Source organism: Chthoniobacter sp. (assembly GCF_040003245.1).
GTDB lineage: Bacteria > Verrucomicrobiota > Verrucomicrobiia > Chthoniobacterales > Chthoniobacteraceae > Chthoniobacter.
Map to the genome: position 1 here is coordinate 1 of NZ_JBDUCX010000116.1, position 19,852 is coordinate 19,852.

The following is a 19,852-nucleotide window of genomic DNA, read 5'->3' on the forward strand; positions in this document are numbered from 1 at the left end:
GCTCACGCGCCGCCAACTCTCATAACACTTGGATCAACTTTTGGGGAGCAGGCCACCCGGCTCCAACACCGTCCTGCTCCGCGCCGCCGAACTGGACACCGACCACAATGGCCTGCCGGATGACTGGGAGCGGTTTTACTTCGGTTCTGGCTATGGCAGCGCCGGTGGAGAGCAACACCTCCATGGGAACGACCTCGCTCCCGCCGGCAACGGCCTGACGATTCTCCAGTGCTACCAGCAGGGACTGGACCCGAATGACTACTACAAGGGGCAAGCGCCCGTGCTCGGCATCGTGGGCGGGGACAGTCAGTTTGGTGCGCCGAATACGCAGTTGCCGCAGGCCTTGGTGGTCGAGGTGCGCGACCAGGCCGGCAATCTATTGCACAGCGCGCCGGTCAATTTCGCCATTACGGCCGGTGATGGACAACTGTTTCCCAGCTTCGGTCGAACCGATGGCAACGGTCGCGTCTCCGTCACCTTCACCACTTCGCCCGACATTGGCGCCGCCAGCGTGGTGACGGCCACTGCGGGAAGCATCCCCCATCAAGCCAGCGTCGCCTTTCATGTCGGCAACCAACAGCCGCCGACCCCACCGAGCGGTGTCACTGTGGTGCAAAATGCCGATGGCAGCATCGACATGACGTGGGCCGACAACAGCGACAATGAAACCGACTTCGCCATCCAGCTCCGCAACGCCTTTGGCGAATGGGAGACGATCGGATCGGTGCCGGCCAACACCACTTCCGTTCACATCAACCCGGATCGCACAATCGCTCAATGAACCTGGCGCGTCTCTACTTTTCAGTCTGTTGGTTGCTCACGGGAGCATTCGCCTGGTCGCAAGCAGATCAAATCGCCCGGCCCGTGGCCCGCGGCGTCGGCGGCACTTCCGCTCCAAACTACCCGCGCTACGCCGTTGTCGACCTGGGTGCGGGCATGACTCCCATTCGTGTGGCAAACAATGGGTGGGTCTTGGTGGTCGACGGGAATGCCAACTATTACCGTTGGAAAGCTGGCACCTTGGAATTGCTCACTTCGAACGATCCCAACGCGGCGGTCGGGGCCAGCGATATGAACAATGCGGGGGTGGTGGTCGGTGGAGTTTTCAAGGACGACAATTCTGTAAATGCCGAACCCAGTGCGGGCATGCGTTGGGACGTCAACAGCTCCGTCGGGACGAAAGTTTCCTCGCCGGTCGCAGGACCGAGCCCCTTCCCGGGCGGATCCACGCTGAAGCAAATGCAATTTACGGCAATCAACGACCAGGGCGACGCTTATAGCAACGTTTACACCGGCTATCGCTTTTGCGATAGGGCGCAAAGCTCCGAGTCGCCATTTTCCAATGCCTACAAATGGCCAGGTCCAACTGGTTCGTCTTCCACTGCGTTGAGCTCTTGTGCAAACGCCGACTCGGATAACAATCCGGACCTGCCGCCAATTCTCGGCAACTGGATAAATCCATGGTTCTCTATCTCACGAGCGAACAAAGATGGAAGATACATCGGCCAGCGCGGTGACCCCGGCACCCCGCAACAGTCGAACAACTACTGGCGATTCACGCCTGAAACCGTGAGCAACATGGTTGATGGCCAGGTAGTCGATTTCTATCCGGTTGACGTCAGCGAAGCGGGCACCGTTGTCGGAATCAAGCCGGGCAGCATGATCGTTTGGACCGGAGCGGGTAGCGAAACAGGCATCGGCACCGGGGTTCCCGTGGCCATCAACAATGCCACGCGCCTGACAGTGGATGCCAACGGAAACACCACGCCTGTCCTGAGCGAACAGATTCTCGGCTATCTGCAAGAGGTTCCGACGCTCTGGGAGCTGACGACAGATCGATCTCATTATGCTCCTCAAGCTCTGACGGATCTCATTCCAAGCGGGACCGGTTGGACGTTTACGAGTGTCGTGGACTTGAACGATCAAGGCGTCATCGTCGGCTACGGAACATTCCAGGATCCGAGCGTCGCCGGTAGCGCGCCGGAAGCTCACGGCTTCCTCCTCCTCCCAGTGGAGATTACCAAGCTTTGGTCTGATCAACTCTCGGGAGTAACCGATGCGAACTACCTTCCGAATCAAACAGGCGGCCAGGAGAGGCAATACCTGCTGATGGGTGCTTGCCAGAGCAGTAACTTCGATCTCAAAGGCCATCTAAAGGCGAAGGTAGATGTTGGAGGATCGTCTGAGCTTCGGAACAAAATCCTTTGGCGATTAGCGACGAAGATTGGCAACAGATACTTGCCAGAAGACGGCAGCTCGACCTACGACGCGAATGGAGAAATCGTCACGGTAGTTTTGGATACCGTTTTCCCGGACGACGAGAACAGCTACAACCTCGTTGCAGGGTATGACCAAGACGGCAACGGGCAGTTGAGTTCAGCCGAAGCAACCATTCGCCCGTCTTATAAATGGAATCACCACGACTCGAATGGTCAGCCCAAAACCGATGCCCACGAATACGAGGTGAAGATCGTATCTCGAGATACCTACAACGCTAATAACACAGGCACATTCGGACTCAGCAATTTGTCGGACTACATTTGGGCACCGGGCGGATTAACGGAAGCAAGCCGCTGCATGAACGCGTTTTTGACCGCGGGAACGCCGGTCGGGGCAACTGGCCCGGCAACAACGGTGACGAGAAGCGATTTCAGGCTGACTCATGCCGTGGGCCTAATCTTTCCGCCGCCTGGAAATCCCGGTCCCACAATCAATGCAACATTCAGCCGGACCAGCCAAATGGCTGATGACGCGGCTAACGCGCACGCAATCTACGTTTTGTTGGCAGACCGTATTTCTGCGAAGAAGGACGAAGTTCATCAGCGTTTTGGTGATCCGGGTAACGTCGTAGAGACGTTCGACTGGCACTTTGAGGGCGGGAGCGTGAACTTTGCTAACGCGTCTGATCCCGACCTTTTTTTGGCGCTGGGCGACACAATCATCAGTCCTTTCGACGTCACGGTCAAAGTTCACCGCGACGGTTATACCATCGAATCGGTCACGATCACTGGCACAATCACTGACCTTTACGACTTTGACTACGACGGGCCTCCAAAGTGGCCGGAGTTCGTCCGAAAGGCAGCGCGAGTACAATCTGGATACAATACCCTTGGAAATGCTGGCCGCATTTATACCGTCGAGATCCAGATGCTGAACAATGCCTGCCGGCAGATGGAAGGAACCACCATACTCCAATAATGCTTATGAATGCCTTGCGTTTAATCGTTGTGATCCTCATTTGCTCCATGCTCTCCTGCGTGGCGGGAGCTCAAACCGTTGAGCAGCTGCGAACATGGGAAAAGTCGCTCGCGGAAAAGTCCGTCTCAGAAATCGCGAGCCAGATGAACAAGGCCGCGCCGCAGCCTTGGCCAAATGTTGGCTCTCAGCAGTATGCAAACACGCTCGCCGACAAAGAGCGGACTCTGGCAACTAAAGGCATTGGACTCGTTCAGGCGCTACACATGAAGGTGAAGCGCGATTTTGTTTCCGACGGCCAAAAGCCGGAAGATGCGGCGAAGACTTACCTTTCGATTGCAGAGGCTTTGGAGAGCGCTGGGGGCTATTCAAACTTGGTTCTCGCTGACTCGGTGCGTCGATTGGCCGTGTTCCGTCTCTCTGAAGCCCTTGTGCGCTTTCCACCAGCCACCGCAGGGAGTCGAGCAATCATCGACTCTAACGATACTCAAAGCATCGATCTCCGCGCATTATTGGAGCGTCTCTGTCGGGATGATTTGGGACTGGCGGAGCATCGCGCTGAGCTTGCAAAAATTGAACCTAGTCAAAATATGTTTGCCGCGTTTGAGATAGCGGGGTTGGGGGATGCAAGCTCGCTCGGAGCGGTGTCATTCACCCACTTAATAGAACTGCCGTCCGCACCCGGATTAGTTATGCGAATTGCTGCCACTCAACAACTATACAAAATCAGCCTGCGAGGATTGCTCGCATTCGTCGAGAAAGGCGGGACGTATAAGGAATTGAATCCTGCCGACATCACGGCTTTCCAGCGTCGAATGAATGGGGAAGAAAAAACATTCAAGTATCCGCCGCTAAGCATCCGCTATCTCGGCAGCGGCAGCGTGAAACTTCTATTTGATCTACACAAGGATGCGGCATCGCGAGACGGGTTCTTGAAGGCCGCGCTGGACTGACAAGTTGTGAAATCGACAAGGCTCGCTCGCGATTTGGTGCTTAACGGTGTTGCTTTGTTCGCAACGTTCATGCTGCTATTTTGTGTATTTGTGCCGTCGATCGCGTTCTTGGAAATTGGAGGTCTTCTATCGGGATCGATCGCGGCGGGCGCGCGGATCGGTTACATGGCTGCACTGCCTTGCATTGCTTTCATTGCTTGGCGAACTGGCAATGTCGTGCTCGCTGGAATCTTCGTCTTAATGGTTGCCTTGGCGATTGCTGGAGCGCTGGCGGCGAATTGGCATTCGATCACAGGCTGAAAGCGGGAGATGAGCAGGGAAATAGGGGTCAGGCGACCAATCTTGACAGCCAGTCATAAAATGTCGCCTGACCCCCAATTTCCCACGAACGATTCCTTCGTGAGGCTGATCAATGTCTGCAAGGCGACTCCAACTTCGGCGGTGGATAGTGAAGGATTGGCCAAAATCCTCGAACTATTTTCTGTTTCGAAGCAAGGATACAAGCTGACACCGGCGGCCGCCGATCGCATTGCGTGGAGTTCTCCAGCGGGACTCATCTATGGGAGCGCCTCCAACACCAAAGAAGGACACCGGATTATGCATGTGCTTGCGCACACCGTCGTGGATTACAAAGTCGGACCCGGCATTACGCATTCCGTTTTTACCGGAGCTCGAGACGAACTCTTTCAATTGCTAGATGAGGCCTGGAGCAGCACTGCTAAAGTCCATCCACTGAATGATCAAGGATTTGAAATAGCTAATCAATGGGTCGTTCCAATGGGACGCGTGATCGGCACAGATGGTCAACAGAAGATTTTTCTGGTGATGCGACGCGCTGGTTCTGCTGAAATCCTCACTGCTCATCCTATTCACTGACTATGCACCCCTGTCCTGTTTGCCACGAACAATACATCACGAGGGCGGTGTTTGAAAATATGTCTGACATGCCGTTTCTGATTTGCTCAGAATGTGATTCAACATGGGAATTGGGACAAGAGCTCAGAAACTCCAACTTCGAAACGTTTTCAGATCGCTGCGATCGACTCAATATCGAGTATCGCTCCGCGCGGATCAGGTATTTGGATACTCCAATGTGAAGTCCTCATAAATAAGCAGCCAACCCGGAAATAGTAGGAAGTGAGCAGCCAACCCGCGAGCTTTAGGCCAGCGGGAACGAAAAATAAGCACGCGCCGCAGCTTCTTGAGTTCAGGGCCTTGCAACTACTGGCAGGTGCCTCCTCTCATATATCCGTTCGGGCGTCCCGACCAAGGTCCACCCACTCCATGATTTGTCCCCGCCAACCAAGCTGCCTCGTATCAAGCGTCTTTCAGCCGGAAACAGCCTCGAAGCGAGTGAGGAACGCGACTGGGCGCGCTATGTCACGCATGATTTGGCAGGTCCACCCGCGAAAGTAAACCTGAACGTGGAGAGGACAACACGGGGGCCTTCCGCCTTGTCTTCTGCGGCAACGGGCGGTGGTCCGCGAAAGGGCGTTTTATCCATTGTCGCCGAACGCTGAAAATGCAGACTTCACCTGTGCTGCACGGGCCGGTCAGTGATCAGCGCAGCTTTTCAAACTCCCCCCAACCCATGAAGTCAATGCCCTCCCTCGTCACCATCGTCGCTTTGGTTATATTGGCGCCCATCTCCAGCTTCTCCGCTGACATCCTACCCAAGACCGTCCGTGACTTCGGGGCGGTGGGGGATGGGAAGGCGGATGATACGGCGGCGATTCAAAAGGCGGTGGATAGCGGGGTCGGCGGCGTGGTGTTTCCGAAGGGGGTGTATCGGCTCTCGGGGACGGTCACCATCGATCTGGACAAGGTGGGCTTCACTTCGCTGATCGCGGATGGCACAGCGAAGGTCGTGATGGCGGGCGCGGGGCCGGCGTTTCATTTCGTGGGCACGCATGAAGGCTCGGCCGATCCGGGGACGATCAAGCCGAACGTCTGGGAAAGGCAGCGCACGCCCCTGGTGCGCGGGCTGGAGATTACGGCGGCCGAGGGCAACAAGGAGGCCGATGGCATCGAGGCTACGGGCACGATGCAGCTCACGGTCACCGAGACGGTCATTCATGATTTGCGCCACGCGATCCGGCTCACGAAGCGCGATCGCAACATCCTCATCTCCGCCTGTCATCTCTATCACAACAGCGGCTGCGGCATCCTTTACGATCACGTGAACCTGCACCAGTCGAACATCGTGGGCTGCCACATCAGCTATAACGCCGGCGGCGGGGTGGTGACGCGCGGCGGCGAAGTGCGCAACGTGCAGATCGGCACTTGCGACATCGAAAGCAACATGAAGGCCGACGCGCCCCCGACAGCGAACGTCCTCATCGATTGCACCGACGGCAGCACCGACGAAGTGACGATCATCGGCTGCACCTTGCAGCACAACAACAAGTCGCCCGGCAGCGCGAATATCCGCGTGATCGGCAAAGGCATCACCTCGACGAAGAACGCGACGGAGACGCAGGAAGGCCACATCGCCATCATCGGCAATGCGATGAGCGACGTGCAGATCAATGTGCATCTGCAGCACGCGCGCGGCGTGAGCATCACCGGCAATACATTTTGGGAAGGCTTCGAGCACGACCTGCTCATCGAGGACAGCCAGGCGATCGTCGTGGGCCCGAACGACTTCGACCGCAACCCGCGCTACGTCGTCAACGGCAACTGGGCGAAGGACCTCAACGGTCTCGTCTTCCGTAATTGCGCCGACTGCAAGCTGAGCGGTTTCCTGGTGAAGGGGGTGTGGAAAAAGGAAGCGGCGGTCTTGCTGGAGAACTGTGACCGCTGCACGCTCACCGACCTGAGCATCCTCGATTACGACGGCTACGGTCTGTGGATGAAGAACTGCACCCGCTGCCGGGTGAGCGACTGCGTGATCGGCGACGACCGCCCGCATCAGGACGAGGTCGGCAAGATCCACACCGTTTCCCTCAAGATCGATGGGGGCAAAGACAACTGGGTCCGGGGGAATGTGCTGACCAATGGCTCTATCTATCAACTGGACGCCGTGACGTTTGAAGGGAACCGGAGGTAAGGCTGGCATCGCCCGCCCGCCGGGAGGACGGTCACGGCCACTTGCGTCCTGAATAGATCGGGCCGATGTTCCGTCAGTCAGTTACCCTGTTTATTTATGAATGTAACCGTCGAATGGCTTAGCGATTTCGAGGATGCGGATCACGGCATGGCAGAATTGGAACCCGGCAGCACCCTGGCCGTGGTCTTCCGCCCCGGCGACCGCACGGATGTCACCCTCACCCCGGCGGATGACGAGGAGCACGTGACGCTCACGGCGCTCGGCCTGCCGGAGGCGATCGTCGTGCCGCGCAGTGCGTTTCGGATTGTGAACTGAGCGCCGCGGCTGCACTACTCCTGTCATCCTGAGCATGCGAAAGCCAAGCGCAGCGAGACAGCCCGCGGAAGAAATGGGGCAAATCCCTGATATCGCGAGGGCAGCAGAGAGAAGCCCCGCGTAGTCCACTCCATTGCGGGTGAGGCAAGGCAGAAATCAGAGGTGCTTCGCAAGCTCAGTATGACGGTCGTTTTTTTCGACGCCCTCCGGGCGACCTACTGCCACGGTCAATCTTGCTCCGACCTCAGCGTGAGGCGCCGGTCGCGTAGAAGGGATCGCGCGCGATTTGATTTGCGCGGCTGCTGTTGGTCACCGGGATGGCGCGCGGTGCATTTTGCGGCGCGGGCGCGGAGGCCATGACGATCGGACGGGACACCGGGATCGGCGTCGGCGCGGCGGAAAGCGCAGGGGTGGAGGTCGCCGCGATCAGCACTGGGCCGGGCGACGAGCCCATCGCGGGGACAGGTTGGACGAGTTCCTCCATGCGGTCCTCGAGTTCCTGGATCATGCGTTGCACATGCCGGAAGTGGGAACGCGGGCGCAGCACGCTGAGGCTTTGCCTGGGATCGCCCCACTGGAGATTCTCGATGGTCACGCCGCGCACGCCCCAGGCATTCATCGCGGAACGGGAGGGCTTGTAGAGGTCGATGGTGTTGGTGCCGGAGAGCGCCCAGCCGTAGTCGTCGACGCGATAGAGTTCGCCGGTCTCGCGGATGCGGAAGATGGTGCCGGCGGGCCAGCGCGACCAATCGGCCGCCGCGCTGTGAATCGCCCCGCATTGCAGGGTGCCGCCGAGGGCGTTGTGATTCGAGTACTGGACGTGATCGCTTTCCGTATCGGTGTAGGCCGTGGTGCGCACGCGCTGCAATTGGGTGCGGGCGATGGGGCGCTGATATTTCGGCAGGGGCCGGGTCGAGCAACCGACGATGAAGAGGCACATCGCCAGCGGGAGAACCCGGGTGAGCAGGGGTCGCATATGCGGATGGTATAGGCATTTTCCATGCTGGCGAGCCGAAAAAACCCCGCATTTCTGCGGAGGGCGGGTCTGTAGATACGAGCGCTCCGACGACTCACGCGCCTACAGCGCGCTCGGGGAAATCGGTGAAGACACCATCGACGCCGAGGTCGCGCAGGCGGGCGATTTCGGCAGGTTCGTTGGCGGTGTAGGGAAACACACGCAGGCCGCGGCGATGGGCATCGGCCACAAAACGCGCGGTCACGTAACGCACGGCGGGATGTACCGCGCAGGCCCGCACGCGCCGCGCGCTGAGGCCATAGAGCCGCGTGGGGCGCGTGAGCAGCAGGCCGATGGGAACTTGCGGATCGGGGACGGCGCGCAGTTCGGTGCGATGGAAGGAAGAGACGAGGAAATCGGCATACTGCCAGCCATGCGTGTAGACGAATTCGTGAATCAAGGCGCAGACCGGTGCGGCGGTCTTGCGGCCCTTGAGTTCGATGTTGATGAACGCCCGGCGGTTCACCGTCTGGAAGACTTCGCGCAGCGTCGGGATGCGTTCACCCTGGCCGGCATCGAGGGCGCGCAAAGCGGTCAGCGATTTGCGGATGAGATAGCCGTGGCCATTGGTCGTGCGGTCGAGCTTGGCATCGTGCATGACGAGCAATTCGCCGTGCACGAGTCGCACATCGATCTCCACCCCATGCGCCCCGAGCTCCAGCGCCCGGCGGATGGAGCGCAAGGTATTCTCCGGCTCGTGCCCACCCGCGCCGCGGTGACCGATGCAGAGAAATTGGCTCACGGAGCCAACATCCAACATCCAACACCCAACATCCAACATCCAATTACAGAAAATGCGCCGCAGTCGCTGGCAATATTGGGTGTTGGATGTTGGATGTTGGATGTTCGATCCCCTTCTCCCATGGACCGCGTCCGCATTTACCAGCTTCTTCCCCGTCTTTTCGGCAATCGCAACGAGACCCGCCGCAGCAATGGCACGCTCGCGGAAAACGGCGTGGGCAAATTTACCGAGCTCAACGACGCGGCGCTGGCCTCGCTCCGGGCGATGGGCTTTACCCATCTCTGGCTCACCGGTGTGCTGCGCCATGCCACCGCCACGGATTATTCCGCGGTGGGTCTGCCAGCCGACGATCCCGATTTGCTCAAGGGGCTGGCCGGCAGTCCGTTTGCCATCACCGATTTCTTCGACGTGTGTCCGGACTACGCGCTGGATTCCGCGCGACGTCTGGAGGAATTCCAGGCGCTGGTCGAGCGGGTTCACGCTGCCGGCTTGCGCGTCATCATCGATTTCGTGGCGAATCATGTGGCGCGATGCTACTCCTCGCGCGGGCGTCCCGAGCTGAATTTCGGCGGGCACGACGATCGCGCCCGGTTCTTCGATCCGCGCAACAATTTCTACTACCTCCAGGCGGATTCACCGGGCGGCGGGCCTCCGCTGCGGCTGCCGACCTTTGCCGACGGCCGCGCGATCAGCACCACCTGCCGCGTGCTGGGAGGATGTGACGGGCGCTTCGACGGCGAGCGCGATCATGGCCGGGTGACGGGCAACAACGCCGTCACGTGGACGCCGGGAATTTGGGATTGGTACGAAACCGTGAAACTCAACTACGGCTACGATTTCACCACTGGCGCGCGGGAATATCCGACGGCGGAAGAACCGCACAAGCCGGTGCCGGACACGTGGCTGAAGATGGACGCCGTCCTCGCCTACTGGCAGGGCATGGGCATCGACGGCTTTCGCTGCGACATGGCGCACATGGTGCCGCCGGAATTCTGGCAATGGGTGGTGGCGCGCGCCCGCACCCGGCACCCGGAGGTTTTTCTCGTCGGCGAAGCGTACGACAACGACCCGATGAAAGTCGGCCGCGGCAACGTCCTGCACGATTTGCTCTCCGCGGGCTTCGATGCGGTTTACGACGATCCCGCCTACAAAATCCTCAAGGACATCTACGACGGGCCGAAGTGGGCCAACGATCTCGATGCCATCACGGGCGACGGCACGCTCTTCACGCACTCGCTGCGCTACGCGGAAAATCACGACGAAGTGCGGCTGGCGGGCGCCGGCCAGTGGGGCGGCATCGGGATGCAGGTGGGGCGGCCGGTATCGGCCATCCTCTTCGGTCTCTCCCGCGGGCCCGTGCTGCTCTACAGCGGCCAGGAAGTGGGCGAGCCGGCGCAGGGCGCGGAGGGCTTCGGCGCGGATGATGCCCGGACCACGATCTTCGATTACTGGTCGATGCCGGAACTCGCGAAATGGGTGAACGATCACCGCTACGACGGCGGGCGCCTGTCCCCGGAACAAGCCGCGCTGCGCGCCTTCTACGCACGACTGCTGGCGCTGGTGAATGAGCCCGCGTTTCGTCACGGAGAGTTCTTCGCCCTGAACTCGGCGAACGTCGGGAATCCGCGCTATGGCCGCCGGCCCGACGAGGGAGCGAGCGGCCATTGGCTCTATGCGTTCCTGCGTTACGATGCCGCGAGCGATCAGCGGTTTCTCGTGCTGGTGAACTTGCATCGCAGTGAGACCTTCCGCGATGTCGGCGTGTGGCTGCCGGGCGCGGCGCTGGAGTTTCTGCGGGTCACGGCGGGATCGGCCTGGCAGTTCCACGAAAGGCTGGGGCTCGAACCAGGACACGCGGTCGCCGCGGCGGTGCCAGGCGGCGACGGGGTGATGATGCAAATAACCGAGTGCGCGCCGCTTTCCGCCTGTTATTTTGAGTGGCTTCGGACTTCCATCTCCCATCCTGCTCCATGAAAAAACTGCCTCTCTATCTCCTGGTCGTCATTGCCTTTGCCGGTTGCGATAAAAAGGAAGAAGAGGACACGGACGCCAAGTCGGTGTCCAGACCGGGCGCCACTCCGCTGGCCAAAGCGGCACCCAAGTCCGGCGACTGGATGTGGAAAGGCGATGCGAAAGCCAAACCGACACCGTACGTCAATCCGCTGTCCGCCACACCCAAAGGGCACGGCACTCCGGACAAATACGCCAATCCGCTCGTGGGCCCGAGCGGGCTCGACCGGAAAAAGAAGTAGCCGCCCCGGCTTTCCGACGCCGCGGCTCTGACATCTTTTTGACAAACTCCGCACGGGGCTCTGACACCTCTTGCGCCCGGCCCGCCTAGGTTGCGGGCATGCATAAGATATCACTCCTCACCCTCCTCGGAGGCTTGCTGGCCTTGACCGCCAGCGCCGCCTCCCCCACCGATCTCACGCTGCGCGTCACGCCAGAGCGCGACCTCCTCTATAGCCACGGCCCGCGCGAAGTCGTGGTGCAAATCGACATCGACGGCCGCAAACCCGACTCCTCGCACCACACGCCGATGAACCTGGCGGTGGTGCTCGATCGCAGCGGCTCGATGCAAGGACCGAAGATCGAGAAAGCGCGCCAGGCGGCCTGCCTCGCCATCGATCAACTGGCTAGCGACGATTATTTCTCGCTCGTCATTTTCGACAACGAAACCGAGTTGCTCATTCCGCCAGACCGCGTGGGCGACGAGCGCCATCGCGACGCGCTGAAGGAACGGGTCAATCACATCGGCCCGCGGGGCGGCACGGCGATCTACGCCGGGGTGAAACTGGGCGCGGAGCAACTGCGCCGGAACTTCGACAAGGAGCGCGTCAATCGGGTGATCCTGCTTTCCGACGGTCTCGCCAACGTGGGTCCGAGCCGCCCCACCGATCTCGCCACGCTCGGGCGCGACTTGCGCCGCGACGGAGTCTCCGTGAGCACCATCGGCCTGGGCGACGATTACAACGAAGACTTGATGACGGCCCTCGCCGAGGCAAGCGAGGCCAACTATTACTACGTGAAGGACGCGGAGAAGCTGCCCTCCATCTTCGCGCAGGAACTCGGCGCGACACGCTCGATCGTGGCGCGCGGCATCATCATCCGTATCACCGTGCCGGAGGGCGTGCGCTTGCGGGAGATCATCGGGCGTCCGGAAATCGACTGCTCCGGGCATACGGTGCAGATCCAATTTCCGGAATACTTCGGCGGCGACAAACGCCGCTTCCTGGCCCGCTGCGTGGTGGAGAAGGCGGTGAGCGAGCCGCTCGACGTGGCCATGGTCGACTTGAAATACGAGGCAACGGAAGGAGCCAAGGCGGCGCCGCAGCAGCAGAACGCGCGCATCTCCTTCACCGACGAGGAACGGAAATCCGAGGACAGTCTGCGGCCCGACGTGGCGAAGGGCGTGGCCATCTTGAACAATTGCCTGGTCAAGGAAAAGGCCGTGCGCCTGGCCGATGAAGGACGCAGCAAGGATGCCGCCGATCTGCTGCGCAGCCAGGCGAGCATCAATGCCGCCGCCCCGGCGCCCGCGCAACTGCCCGGCGTGGCCGAGGAAAACCGCAAACTCGAAGCCGCCGCCGCGGAGGTGGAAAGCAAGGGCCAACTGGGAAAATCGAGCCGCAAGCAAATCCAGTATGAAAACTGGCAGGATAAGAACCAGAAGCGTTAGTCTCCACCAACCCCGTTCATGAAAACGCTGCGCTGTATCCCCTGCTCCCGCGTGCCTCGTCGGCGGGAGGCCGGATGAAAAAGAGCATCTGGATCTTCCTCCTCGCGGTGCTCCTGCCGAGCATCGTGCTCGGATGGCTGGCGCTGCGCAGCGCCGATGAGCAGCAGATCATCCTCGAGAATCGGACGGCGGCGCTCTACCAAAAAGAAGCGGAGATCGCCGCCGTCGCCGCCCGGTCGCTGATCGACGACCAGCGACGCGCCTTCAACGAAACCGTGCGGCAATTGCTGGCCAAGGCCGACCCGCAGACGCTGGCCAATAACTTCTCCACCGAGCTGGCCAGGGCGTGGCCGCGCAAGGCGATTGGCTTCTCCATCGGGACCACCGGTACCATCTGCGCGCCGTTGCCGCAACGGGCGAAGAGCAATCCAGCCTGGGAAAAATTCCTGCTCGGCAACGGCTCTTTCCTCGCGGGTACGACACCGGCGACGGTCTACTGGGTTTCGGGCGATGAACTGGCCAAGCCGGAGCAGTTCCGCAAAATGAAAACCGGCCAGGACCTCGCGTCGAACTCCCAAGGCAGCTTCAATGCGAACTTCAACTCGAACGGAGCGGTCGCCGAATCGCAAAAAGCCGCCCCGTTGCCAAAGAACGCGGCTGTGCCCCAACAGAGCCAGGAAGGCGCGCAGGCCAAACAAGCGCAGGCGGCATCGAAAGCGCTCCCACCCCCGAATGCGCAACGCGACCAAGCTGAGGATAAAAGCCAGGCGGCAAATCCCGGCGCCGCCGCCGCCCCGGCGCCAACCGCCACTCCCGTGCCGGAAGGCAAGGACACCACCGTGGCGGACGCGCGCAAACAGGATCAGATGGAGCAGGCGCAGAAAGAAGCCGTCCTGCGCAATGTCGCGCCGCAGCGTCTGCTCGAGGACAATAAGCAGGCGGCGATTTCGCAACTGACCACGACCACCACGGATTTTCGCGCGCTGACCACCGAATCCAATGAAGGCGTGGTGACGCGGTTCGTGGAGAACCAGTTGAACATCATCTTCTGGCTGCGGCCCGCGCAAGCGCCGAACCTGCTGTTCGGCTGCCTCATCGAGGCCGGCGACTTGCGCGATCTGTGGCCCGAGGTGCTGCCCATCTCGAACGGCGCAGACAACTACGACCTCAGCTCCCGGGATCGGCCCGCGGAATTCGTGCTCGCCTTGCTCGATGACAAGGCGCGACCGGTCGTCACGCAGCCGGTGGGCGCGAAGGATCGCGACTGGAAACATCCTTTCGTCGCCTCCGAGATCGGCGAGGCGCTGCCGCACTGGGAGGCGGCGCTTTATCTCCAGCGCCCGGAGCAGCTCCGCGAATCGGCGCAACTCGTGCGCCGCACGGTCCTGTTTCTCATCGCCGGCGCGCTGGCGGTGATCGCTTGCGGCGGCTGGCTGGTCGTCGCGGATGCGCGCCGCCAGCTCGCGCTCGCGCAGCAGAAGACGGATTTCGTTTCCAATGTTTCGCACGAACTGAAGACGCCGCTCACTTCGATCCGCATGTTTGCGGAGCTGATGCAGAATGGGCGCGGCGAAAGCACGGCGAAATATCCGCAGTATCTCCGCATCATCATGGTCGAGGCGGAGCGGCTCACGCGCCTGATCAACAACGTGCTCGATTTTGCGCGGCTCGAACGGAACCAGAAGCAGTTCGACAAGAAGCCGCTCGACCTGCACGCGGTCGTCGAGCGCGCGTGGGAAGGGCACGAGTTGCACTTGCAGGAGAGCGGCTTCGCCACGCGCTGGCAGGCGGCGCCGGGGCCTTACCCCGTCGTCGGCGATGAAGACGCGCTGGCGCAAATTCTCGTCAATCTCCTCTCCAACGCGGAGAAGTATGCGGGCGAGAAAAAGGAAGTGGAACTGCATAGCTACGTGGATGGCGGCTACGCCTGCGTGAGCGTACTCGACCGCGGAGTCGGCGTGCCATCCGGCGACGAGCGCAAGATTTTCGAGTCGTTCTATCGCGCGCACGATTCGCTGAGCAGCGGCATCCAGGGCAGCGGGCTCGGCCTCACGCTCGCGCAGCAACTCGCCCGCGAGCACGGCGGTGAGATCCTTTACCAGCCGCGTCCGGGCGGCGGCAGCAACTTCACCCTGCGCATGCCACTGGCGGCCGCTCCCAAGACCGTATGAAAAAACATCTCCTCGTCGTGGAAGACGACGCTCACATCCGCCTCGGCCTATGCGACGCGCTGCGTGGCGAAGGGTACGAAGTCACCGATTGCCGCGATGGCGCGCAGGCGCTGCCGATCATCCGCCAGCGGCGGCCCGACCTCGTCATTCTCGATGTCATGCTGCCGGGCAAGAGCGGGTTCGACCTTTGCCGCGAGTTGCGCGCGGAGAAAAACCGCACGCCCATCCTGATGCTCTCTGCGAAAGGCCAGGAGATCGACAAAGTCGTGGGCCTCGAACTCGGTGCCGACGATTACGTCACCAAGCCTTTCTCGTTGCGCGAGCTCCTCGCTCGCGTGCAGGCCTTGCTCCGCCGAGCCACGCCGGGTGCGGTGACTGCCGATGTCCCGGAAGAAATCACTTTCGGGAAGGTGAAGGTCGATTGCCGCGCGCTCCGTGGCACGCGCGGGAAGGAAGCCTTCGAGTTGACCCCACGCGAACTCAAGGTCCTCGCCATCCTCCATCGCGAGCGGGGCAATGCCGTTTCGCGCGAGACCATCCTCACCGAAGTATGGGGCATCGAATACTACGGGACCACGCGCACGCTCGATCAACTCGTGGTCAAGTTGCGGCAGAAAATCGAGGCCACGCCCGGCGAACCGGCGCATCTCCTTACGGTGCACGGCCTTGGCTATCGATTGGATACGTAAAATCATGCATCCGGCGCCGGGGCGTCCCGCGAATGCACGTGTCTGATTGAGCGCGACATGCTCCAATATCGCACCAGATACGCATTCCATATGGACACCGCTGCAACTTCCAAGCCTGGGGAGGGCGACGCCATCTCCACTCCCAATCCATCCACGCCCGCACCCGAAGCGGGCGCATCCTTAGCCAAGCCGAACAGCCCACTGCGCACGATCGGTATCATCGTCGTGGCGCTGCTCGTTCTCGCGATCGCCGCGCGCAAGATCCACGAAGCGCTGATCACTGAATCCACCGACGATGCTTATGTGAACAGCCACGTCACCTTCGTGGCGCCGCGGGTCGCCGGCCAGGTGGCGCAGGTGCTGGTGGATGACAACAATCGCGTGCGCAAGGGCGACGTGCTGGTCGTCCTCGACAAGGAGCCATATCAGGTGCAGGTCGCGATCAAGCAAGCAGCCCTGGAGGCCGCGAATGCTGACCTCGTGGTGGCTCAAGCCAGCGTGCGCGGGCAGGTCGCGCAGGCCCGCAGCGCGCGGTACAAGCTTCAGCACACCATCGAGGATGTGGAAAACAAAGTGGCCTTGCTGCGCGCCAACGCGGCCGCGCTGGCGAAGAGCAAAGCGTCCCTCGTGCTGGCCCAGCAGGAGTTTGATCGTTACAAGCAATTGCTCGCTACCAAAGTGGCCAGCCACGAGGAATTTGACCAGCGCAAGAACACCCTGGACGGGACGCAAGCGGAGGTGAGCCAGGCCACGGAAAATGTCATCCAGACCCGCGTGGCCCTGGGCCTGCCCGCCAAACCCGAGGATGGCAAGAACTTGACCGATGTGCCCGCCGACATCGGCCAGATCTTCTCCTCCGTCCGCGAGGCGCAGGCGAATCTGCTCCAGAATGCGGCCCAAATCGGTATCTTCCCTTCGTCGTACAAACTCACGCCGAAGGAAACGATCGACGAATTCTACAAGCGCGACCCGAGCGGAGATATCGATCAGATTTACGCGACGGTGATGAAGGAGGCCCCGGCCTTCAAGCAAGCGCAGGCGAAGCTTTTGCAGGCCCAGCACGACCTCGATGAGGCCCAACTCAATCTGCGCTACTGCGACATCGTCTCCGAGATCGACGGTGTGGTCACGCGCCGGAACGTCAACCCTGGCAACAACGTGCAGGCCGGGCAAAGCCTCATGGCCGTCCGCTCGCTGACCGAGATTTGGATCGACGCGAACTTCAAGGAAACGCAGCTCTCGCAATTGCGCATCGGCCTACCGGTGGATCTGCACGCGGACATGTATGGCAAGCACCAGACTTTCAAGGGCCGCATTTCCGGTTTCACCATGGGCACCGGTTCGACGCTTTCGCTGCTGCCCGCGGAGAATGCCACAGGTAATTTTGTGAAGGTCGTGCAACGCCTGCCCGTCCGCATCGACCTGCTCGATTACCATCCCGATACCGATCCGCTTTTCGTCGGGATCTCGGTGGAGCCGGTGGTGCACATCAAGGATGCGCCCACGGGCCCCAACGCCGGCCAGTTCCTGCAACCTTATCTTTCCCCGACCACCACCCCGGCGAAACCGTGAGCGCGGCGACTCTATCCGCGAGTACCGCCGCGGTCCTGCCCGCGGAGCGGCGCACGATCAGTCCCTGGCTGATCGCGCTCGCCGTCGTCATCCCGACCTTCATGGAGGTGCTGGATACCACCATTGCCAACGTGGCGCTGCGCTACATGGCCGGCGGCTTGTCGGCCCCCGCGACCGATAGTGAATGGGTCATCACGAGCTATCTCGCGGCGAATGCGATCATTCTGCCGATGTCCGGGTGGCTGGCCGTGCGGCTCGGGCGGCGGAATTACTTCCTGCTCTCCATCGCGATATTCACGCTTGCTTCGGCCTTGTGCGGCATGGCCACCAGCCTGGGCATGCTCATCGCCTCTCGCGTGCTGCAAGGCCTCGCCGGTGGCGGGTTGCAACCCTCCAGCCAGGGCGTGCTCCTCGACGCGTTCCCTCCGGAAAAACAAGGCGCGGCTCAAACCCTCTTCGGCATCGCTGCGTTGCTGGCCCCCGTCGTCGGGCCCACTCTCGGCGGTTATATCACGGACAATTACGGCTGGCGCTGGATCTTCTATCTCAATCTCCCCGTCGGCGGCTTCGCCTTGTGGATGTGCAGCAAGCTGGTGCATGACCCGCCCTACTTGAAGACCGCGCAACTCAACGCGCGCAAAAAGGGCGCGGCCTTCGACACGCTCGGCCTCTGCCTGTTGAGCGTGACCATGGTGACTTGGGAGATCGTGCTCAGCAAAGGCCAGGAGTGGGACTGGTTCGGCGATCCGTTCCTGCGCGTGCAGACCCTGAGCTCCTTCTTCGTTCTCGCCCTCGGTGGATTGATCTGGCGGGAGATGAAGATCGCGAACCCGCTCATCAATTTCCGCACACTCGCGGATCGCAACTTCCGCTGGTGCTGCGTGATCATCTTTTGCGCGTTCGCTTCGCTCTACGCCAATACCACCTCCCTGCCCGCCCTCCTGCAGTCCCTTTTCGGTTACGATGCCACCACCTCCGGGCTGGTCCTTTCGCCCGCCGGCATCGGGGCGGTGCTCATGCTCTTTGTCGTCGGACTGCTGCTCGGACGCGGCGTGGATGCGCGCTACCTCATCGCCACCGGCCTGCTGGTATTGGGGATCGGCAACTACTGGATGTCGCGTTTCACCCTCGATATCAGCCCGTGGGATGTCGTCTGGTCGCGCATCGTTTTCATCATGGGCCTTTCGATGATTTTCGCCCCACTCAACGTCGCGGCCTTTCAGCACATCCCGCCCCAATTGCGCGGCGCCGCGGTCGGCCTCCTCGCCTTGCTGCGCAACGAAGGGGGCAGTGTGGGCACTTCCGTGGCGCAGACCATTCACGAACGCCGCGATCAATTCCACAGCCTGCGCCTGGGTGAGAATCTCGATAGCCTGAATCCTGCGGCGAACAACTTCCTCGACCAAGCCCAGTCTAACTTCCTGCAGTTCAACGGCGATCCCGTGGCCGCCCGCCAGATGGCGCTCCAGTCGCTCGAAAACCTCCGCCAGCAGCAATCTTCGTCCTTCGCCTACTTCGATACCTTCGTGCTTTTCGCCGTCATTTCCGTCGCGCTCGTCGGGCTCGTCTTCTTCATGAAACGCTCCGTCGCCGCCAAAGGCGCGCACGTCGCCGCCGAGTAAACACCGCCGGGTCATTAGCACGCGCCGCATCTTGCGGCCGCAGCGTCACACCGGTATGATGCGTGTGCGCTCCATGCTCCCCCAGATCGACGCCATGAAAATGCTCCTTTCCTGCGCTTTGCTTGCGCTCCTCCATCACAGCGGACTCGCGCAATCGCCAACGCCATCGCCCTTTCCCGGCTGGGCCAATAAAGGCGCTACTCCGAACCCGGCCGCCACGGGCGGCTCCGACAAACAGCAACTGCTCGGTACTTGGGAAGGCTTCGTCAGCGAAGGCGACGACACCAGGCCGGGCCAGCGCCGAATGAACGTGAGCCTCACCATCACCCCGGACAAAATCACTTCCGGCGGCGCAGGCAATATCGGTGAAGGCACTTACCGTATTTCTGGAAGCAACGGCAAACTCCAGCAAATCGACGGCACTGGAACCGGCGGCATCTATCGGGGCAAAGTTTACCAAGGCATTTTCACGCTGGAAGGCAACACGCTCAAGTGGTGTTCCAGTGATGCCAGCAGGCCGCGCCCAACGATCTTGCGCACCAATTACGCGGCCGGTCAGTACCTGATCGTCCTGACACGAAAGCAGTAGTCTTTGGTCCCAAGGCAAAGAGCCCTCGGTTTCGCCCGCGAATGTAACCTTCCACCACCTCGCCGCGTCTGCTGGGGATGATGAATGCCGCTTTTGACCCTTTTTGCTCCCGAGCGGCGCCTTTCCTGACCGATGAGTTCGCTCGCTATTTCCTGGACTGCATTGCCTTTACCCTTGGCGGACGCTAAGACGCCGTCGATGGCTGACCTAGTCCCGCCTACCGATGGTGTCCTCGTCACGGCCTCGCTGGCTGGGGACGAG

General features: G+C 61.1%; 17 protein-coding genes. 15 read left to right on the forward strand and 2 right to left on the reverse strand.

Features of this window, described 5'->3' with window-relative positions:
* The first annotated feature begins 28 nt into the window (after positions 1–28).
* The 7 genes from ABJF10_RS16585 (at position 29) to ABJF10_RS16615 (ending at position 7,512) form a co-directional block, all read left to right on the forward strand.
* Positions 29–781, forward strand: coding sequence for an Ig-like domain-containing protein (locus ABJF10_RS16585; protein ID WP_348545705.1), 753 nt, complete (start codon positions 29–31; stop codon positions 779–781).
* Positions 778–3,198, forward strand: coding sequence for a hypothetical protein (locus ABJF10_RS16590; RefSeq protein WP_348545706.1), 2,421 nt, complete (start codon positions 778–780; stop codon positions 3,196–3,198). The genes ABJF10_RS16585 and ABJF10_RS16590 overlap by 4 nt, the downstream gene beginning before the upstream one ends.
* A gap of 5 nt (positions 3,199–3,203) precedes the next feature.
* Entirely contained in the window at positions 3,204–4,148 is a 945-nt protein-coding gene (locus ABJF10_RS16595) for a hypothetical protein (RefSeq protein ID WP_348545707.1), read from the forward strand.
* 6 nt (positions 4,149–4,154) lie between these two features.
* On the forward strand, positions 4,155–4,448 hold the full coding sequence (locus ABJF10_RS16600; RefSeq protein ID WP_348545708.1) for a hypothetical protein: 294 nt from the start codon (positions 4,155–4,157) through the stop codon (positions 4,446–4,448).
* Positions 4,449–4,547: 99 nt separating this feature from the next.
* Complete coding sequence (locus tag ABJF10_RS16605) at positions 4,548–5,024, forward strand: hypothetical protein (RefSeq protein WP_348545709.1); 477 nt, start codon at positions 4,548–4,550, stop codon at positions 5,022–5,024.
* 715 nt (positions 5,025–5,739) lie between these two features.
* Positions 5,740–7,197, forward strand: a complete 1,458-nt coding sequence (locus ABJF10_RS16610) for a right-handed parallel beta-helix repeat-containing protein (RefSeq protein ID WP_348545710.1) — start codon at positions 5,740–5,742, stop codon at positions 7,195–7,197.
* A gap of 96 nt (positions 7,198–7,293) precedes the next feature.
* Positions 7,294–7,512 carry a hypothetical protein gene (locus ABJF10_RS16615; protein WP_348545711.1) on the forward strand — a complete coding sequence of 73 codons (219 nt, stop codon included), beginning with the start codon at positions 7,294–7,296 and terminating at the stop codon, positions 7,510–7,512.
* 244 nt (positions 7,513–7,756) lie between these two features.
* On the opposite strand, the gene ABJF10_RS16620 is transcribed toward ABJF10_RS16615, so the two are convergent.
* Positions 7,757–8,488: a hypothetical protein gene (locus ABJF10_RS16620; RefSeq protein WP_348545712.1), complete on the reverse strand. Its 732-nt coding sequence runs from the start codon at positions 8,486–8,488 to the stop codon at positions 7,757–7,759.
* A gap of 94 nt (positions 8,489–8,582) precedes the next feature.
* Positions 8,583–9,269: a glycerophosphodiester phosphodiesterase family protein gene (locus tag ABJF10_RS16625; protein WP_348545713.1), complete on the reverse strand. Its 687-nt coding sequence runs from the start codon at positions 9,267–9,269 to the stop codon at positions 8,583–8,585.
* 120 nt (positions 9,270–9,389) lie between these two features.
* Between ABJF10_RS16625 and ABJF10_RS16630 the strand changes: the two genes are divergently transcribed.
* The 8 genes from ABJF10_RS16630 to ABJF10_RS16665 all read left to right on the forward strand — a co-directional run bounded on the left by ABJF10_RS16630 (position 9,390) and on the right by ABJF10_RS16665 (position 19,591).
* The gene (locus ABJF10_RS16630; protein ID WP_348545714.1) at positions 9,390–11,243 is read left to right on the forward strand and encodes an alpha-amylase family glycosyl hydrolase; all 1,854 of its coding nucleotides are present in this window, start codon (positions 9,390–9,392) and stop codon (positions 11,241–11,243) included.
* Positions 11,240–11,521: a hypothetical protein gene (locus tag ABJF10_RS16635; protein WP_348545715.1), complete on the forward strand. Its 282-nt coding sequence runs from the start codon at positions 11,240–11,242 to the stop codon at positions 11,519–11,521. Before ABJF10_RS16630 ends, ABJF10_RS16635 begins: the two co-directional genes overlap by 4 nt.
* A 98-nt stretch (positions 11,522–11,619) precedes the next feature.
* A complete protein-coding gene (locus ABJF10_RS16640) occupies positions 11,620–12,948 on the forward strand; it encodes a VWA domain-containing protein (protein ID WP_348545716.1) in 1,329 nt (442 codons plus the stop codon).
* A gap of 74 nt (positions 12,949–13,022) precedes the next feature.
* Positions 13,023–15,119 carry a HAMP domain-containing sensor histidine kinase gene (locus tag ABJF10_RS16645; RefSeq protein WP_348545717.1) on the forward strand — a complete coding sequence of 699 codons (2,097 nt, stop codon included), beginning with the start codon at positions 13,023–13,025 and terminating at the stop codon, positions 15,117–15,119.
* On the forward strand, positions 15,116–15,808 hold the full coding sequence (locus ABJF10_RS16650; RefSeq protein WP_348545718.1) for a response regulator transcription factor: 693 nt from the start codon (positions 15,116–15,118) through the stop codon (positions 15,806–15,808). The genes ABJF10_RS16645 and ABJF10_RS16650 overlap by 4 nt, the downstream gene beginning before the upstream one ends.
* Positions 15,809–15,898: 90 nt before the next feature.
* Complete coding sequence (locus ABJF10_RS16655) at positions 15,899–17,380, forward strand: HlyD family secretion protein (RefSeq protein WP_348545719.1); 1,482 nt, start codon at positions 15,899–15,901, stop codon at positions 17,378–17,380.
* Positions 17,377–19,002 (forward strand): DHA2 family efflux MFS transporter permease subunit, encoded by a 1,626-nt coding sequence (locus tag ABJF10_RS16660; protein WP_348545720.1) that lies wholly within the window; start codon positions 17,377–17,379, stop codon positions 19,000–19,002. Before ABJF10_RS16655 ends, ABJF10_RS16660 begins: the two co-directional genes overlap by 4 nt.
* 94 nt (positions 19,003–19,096) lie before the next feature.
* Entirely contained in the window at positions 19,097–19,591 is a 495-nt protein-coding gene (locus tag ABJF10_RS16665) for a hypothetical protein (RefSeq protein ID WP_348545721.1), read from the forward strand.
* Positions 19,592–19,852 lie beyond the last annotated feature (261 nt).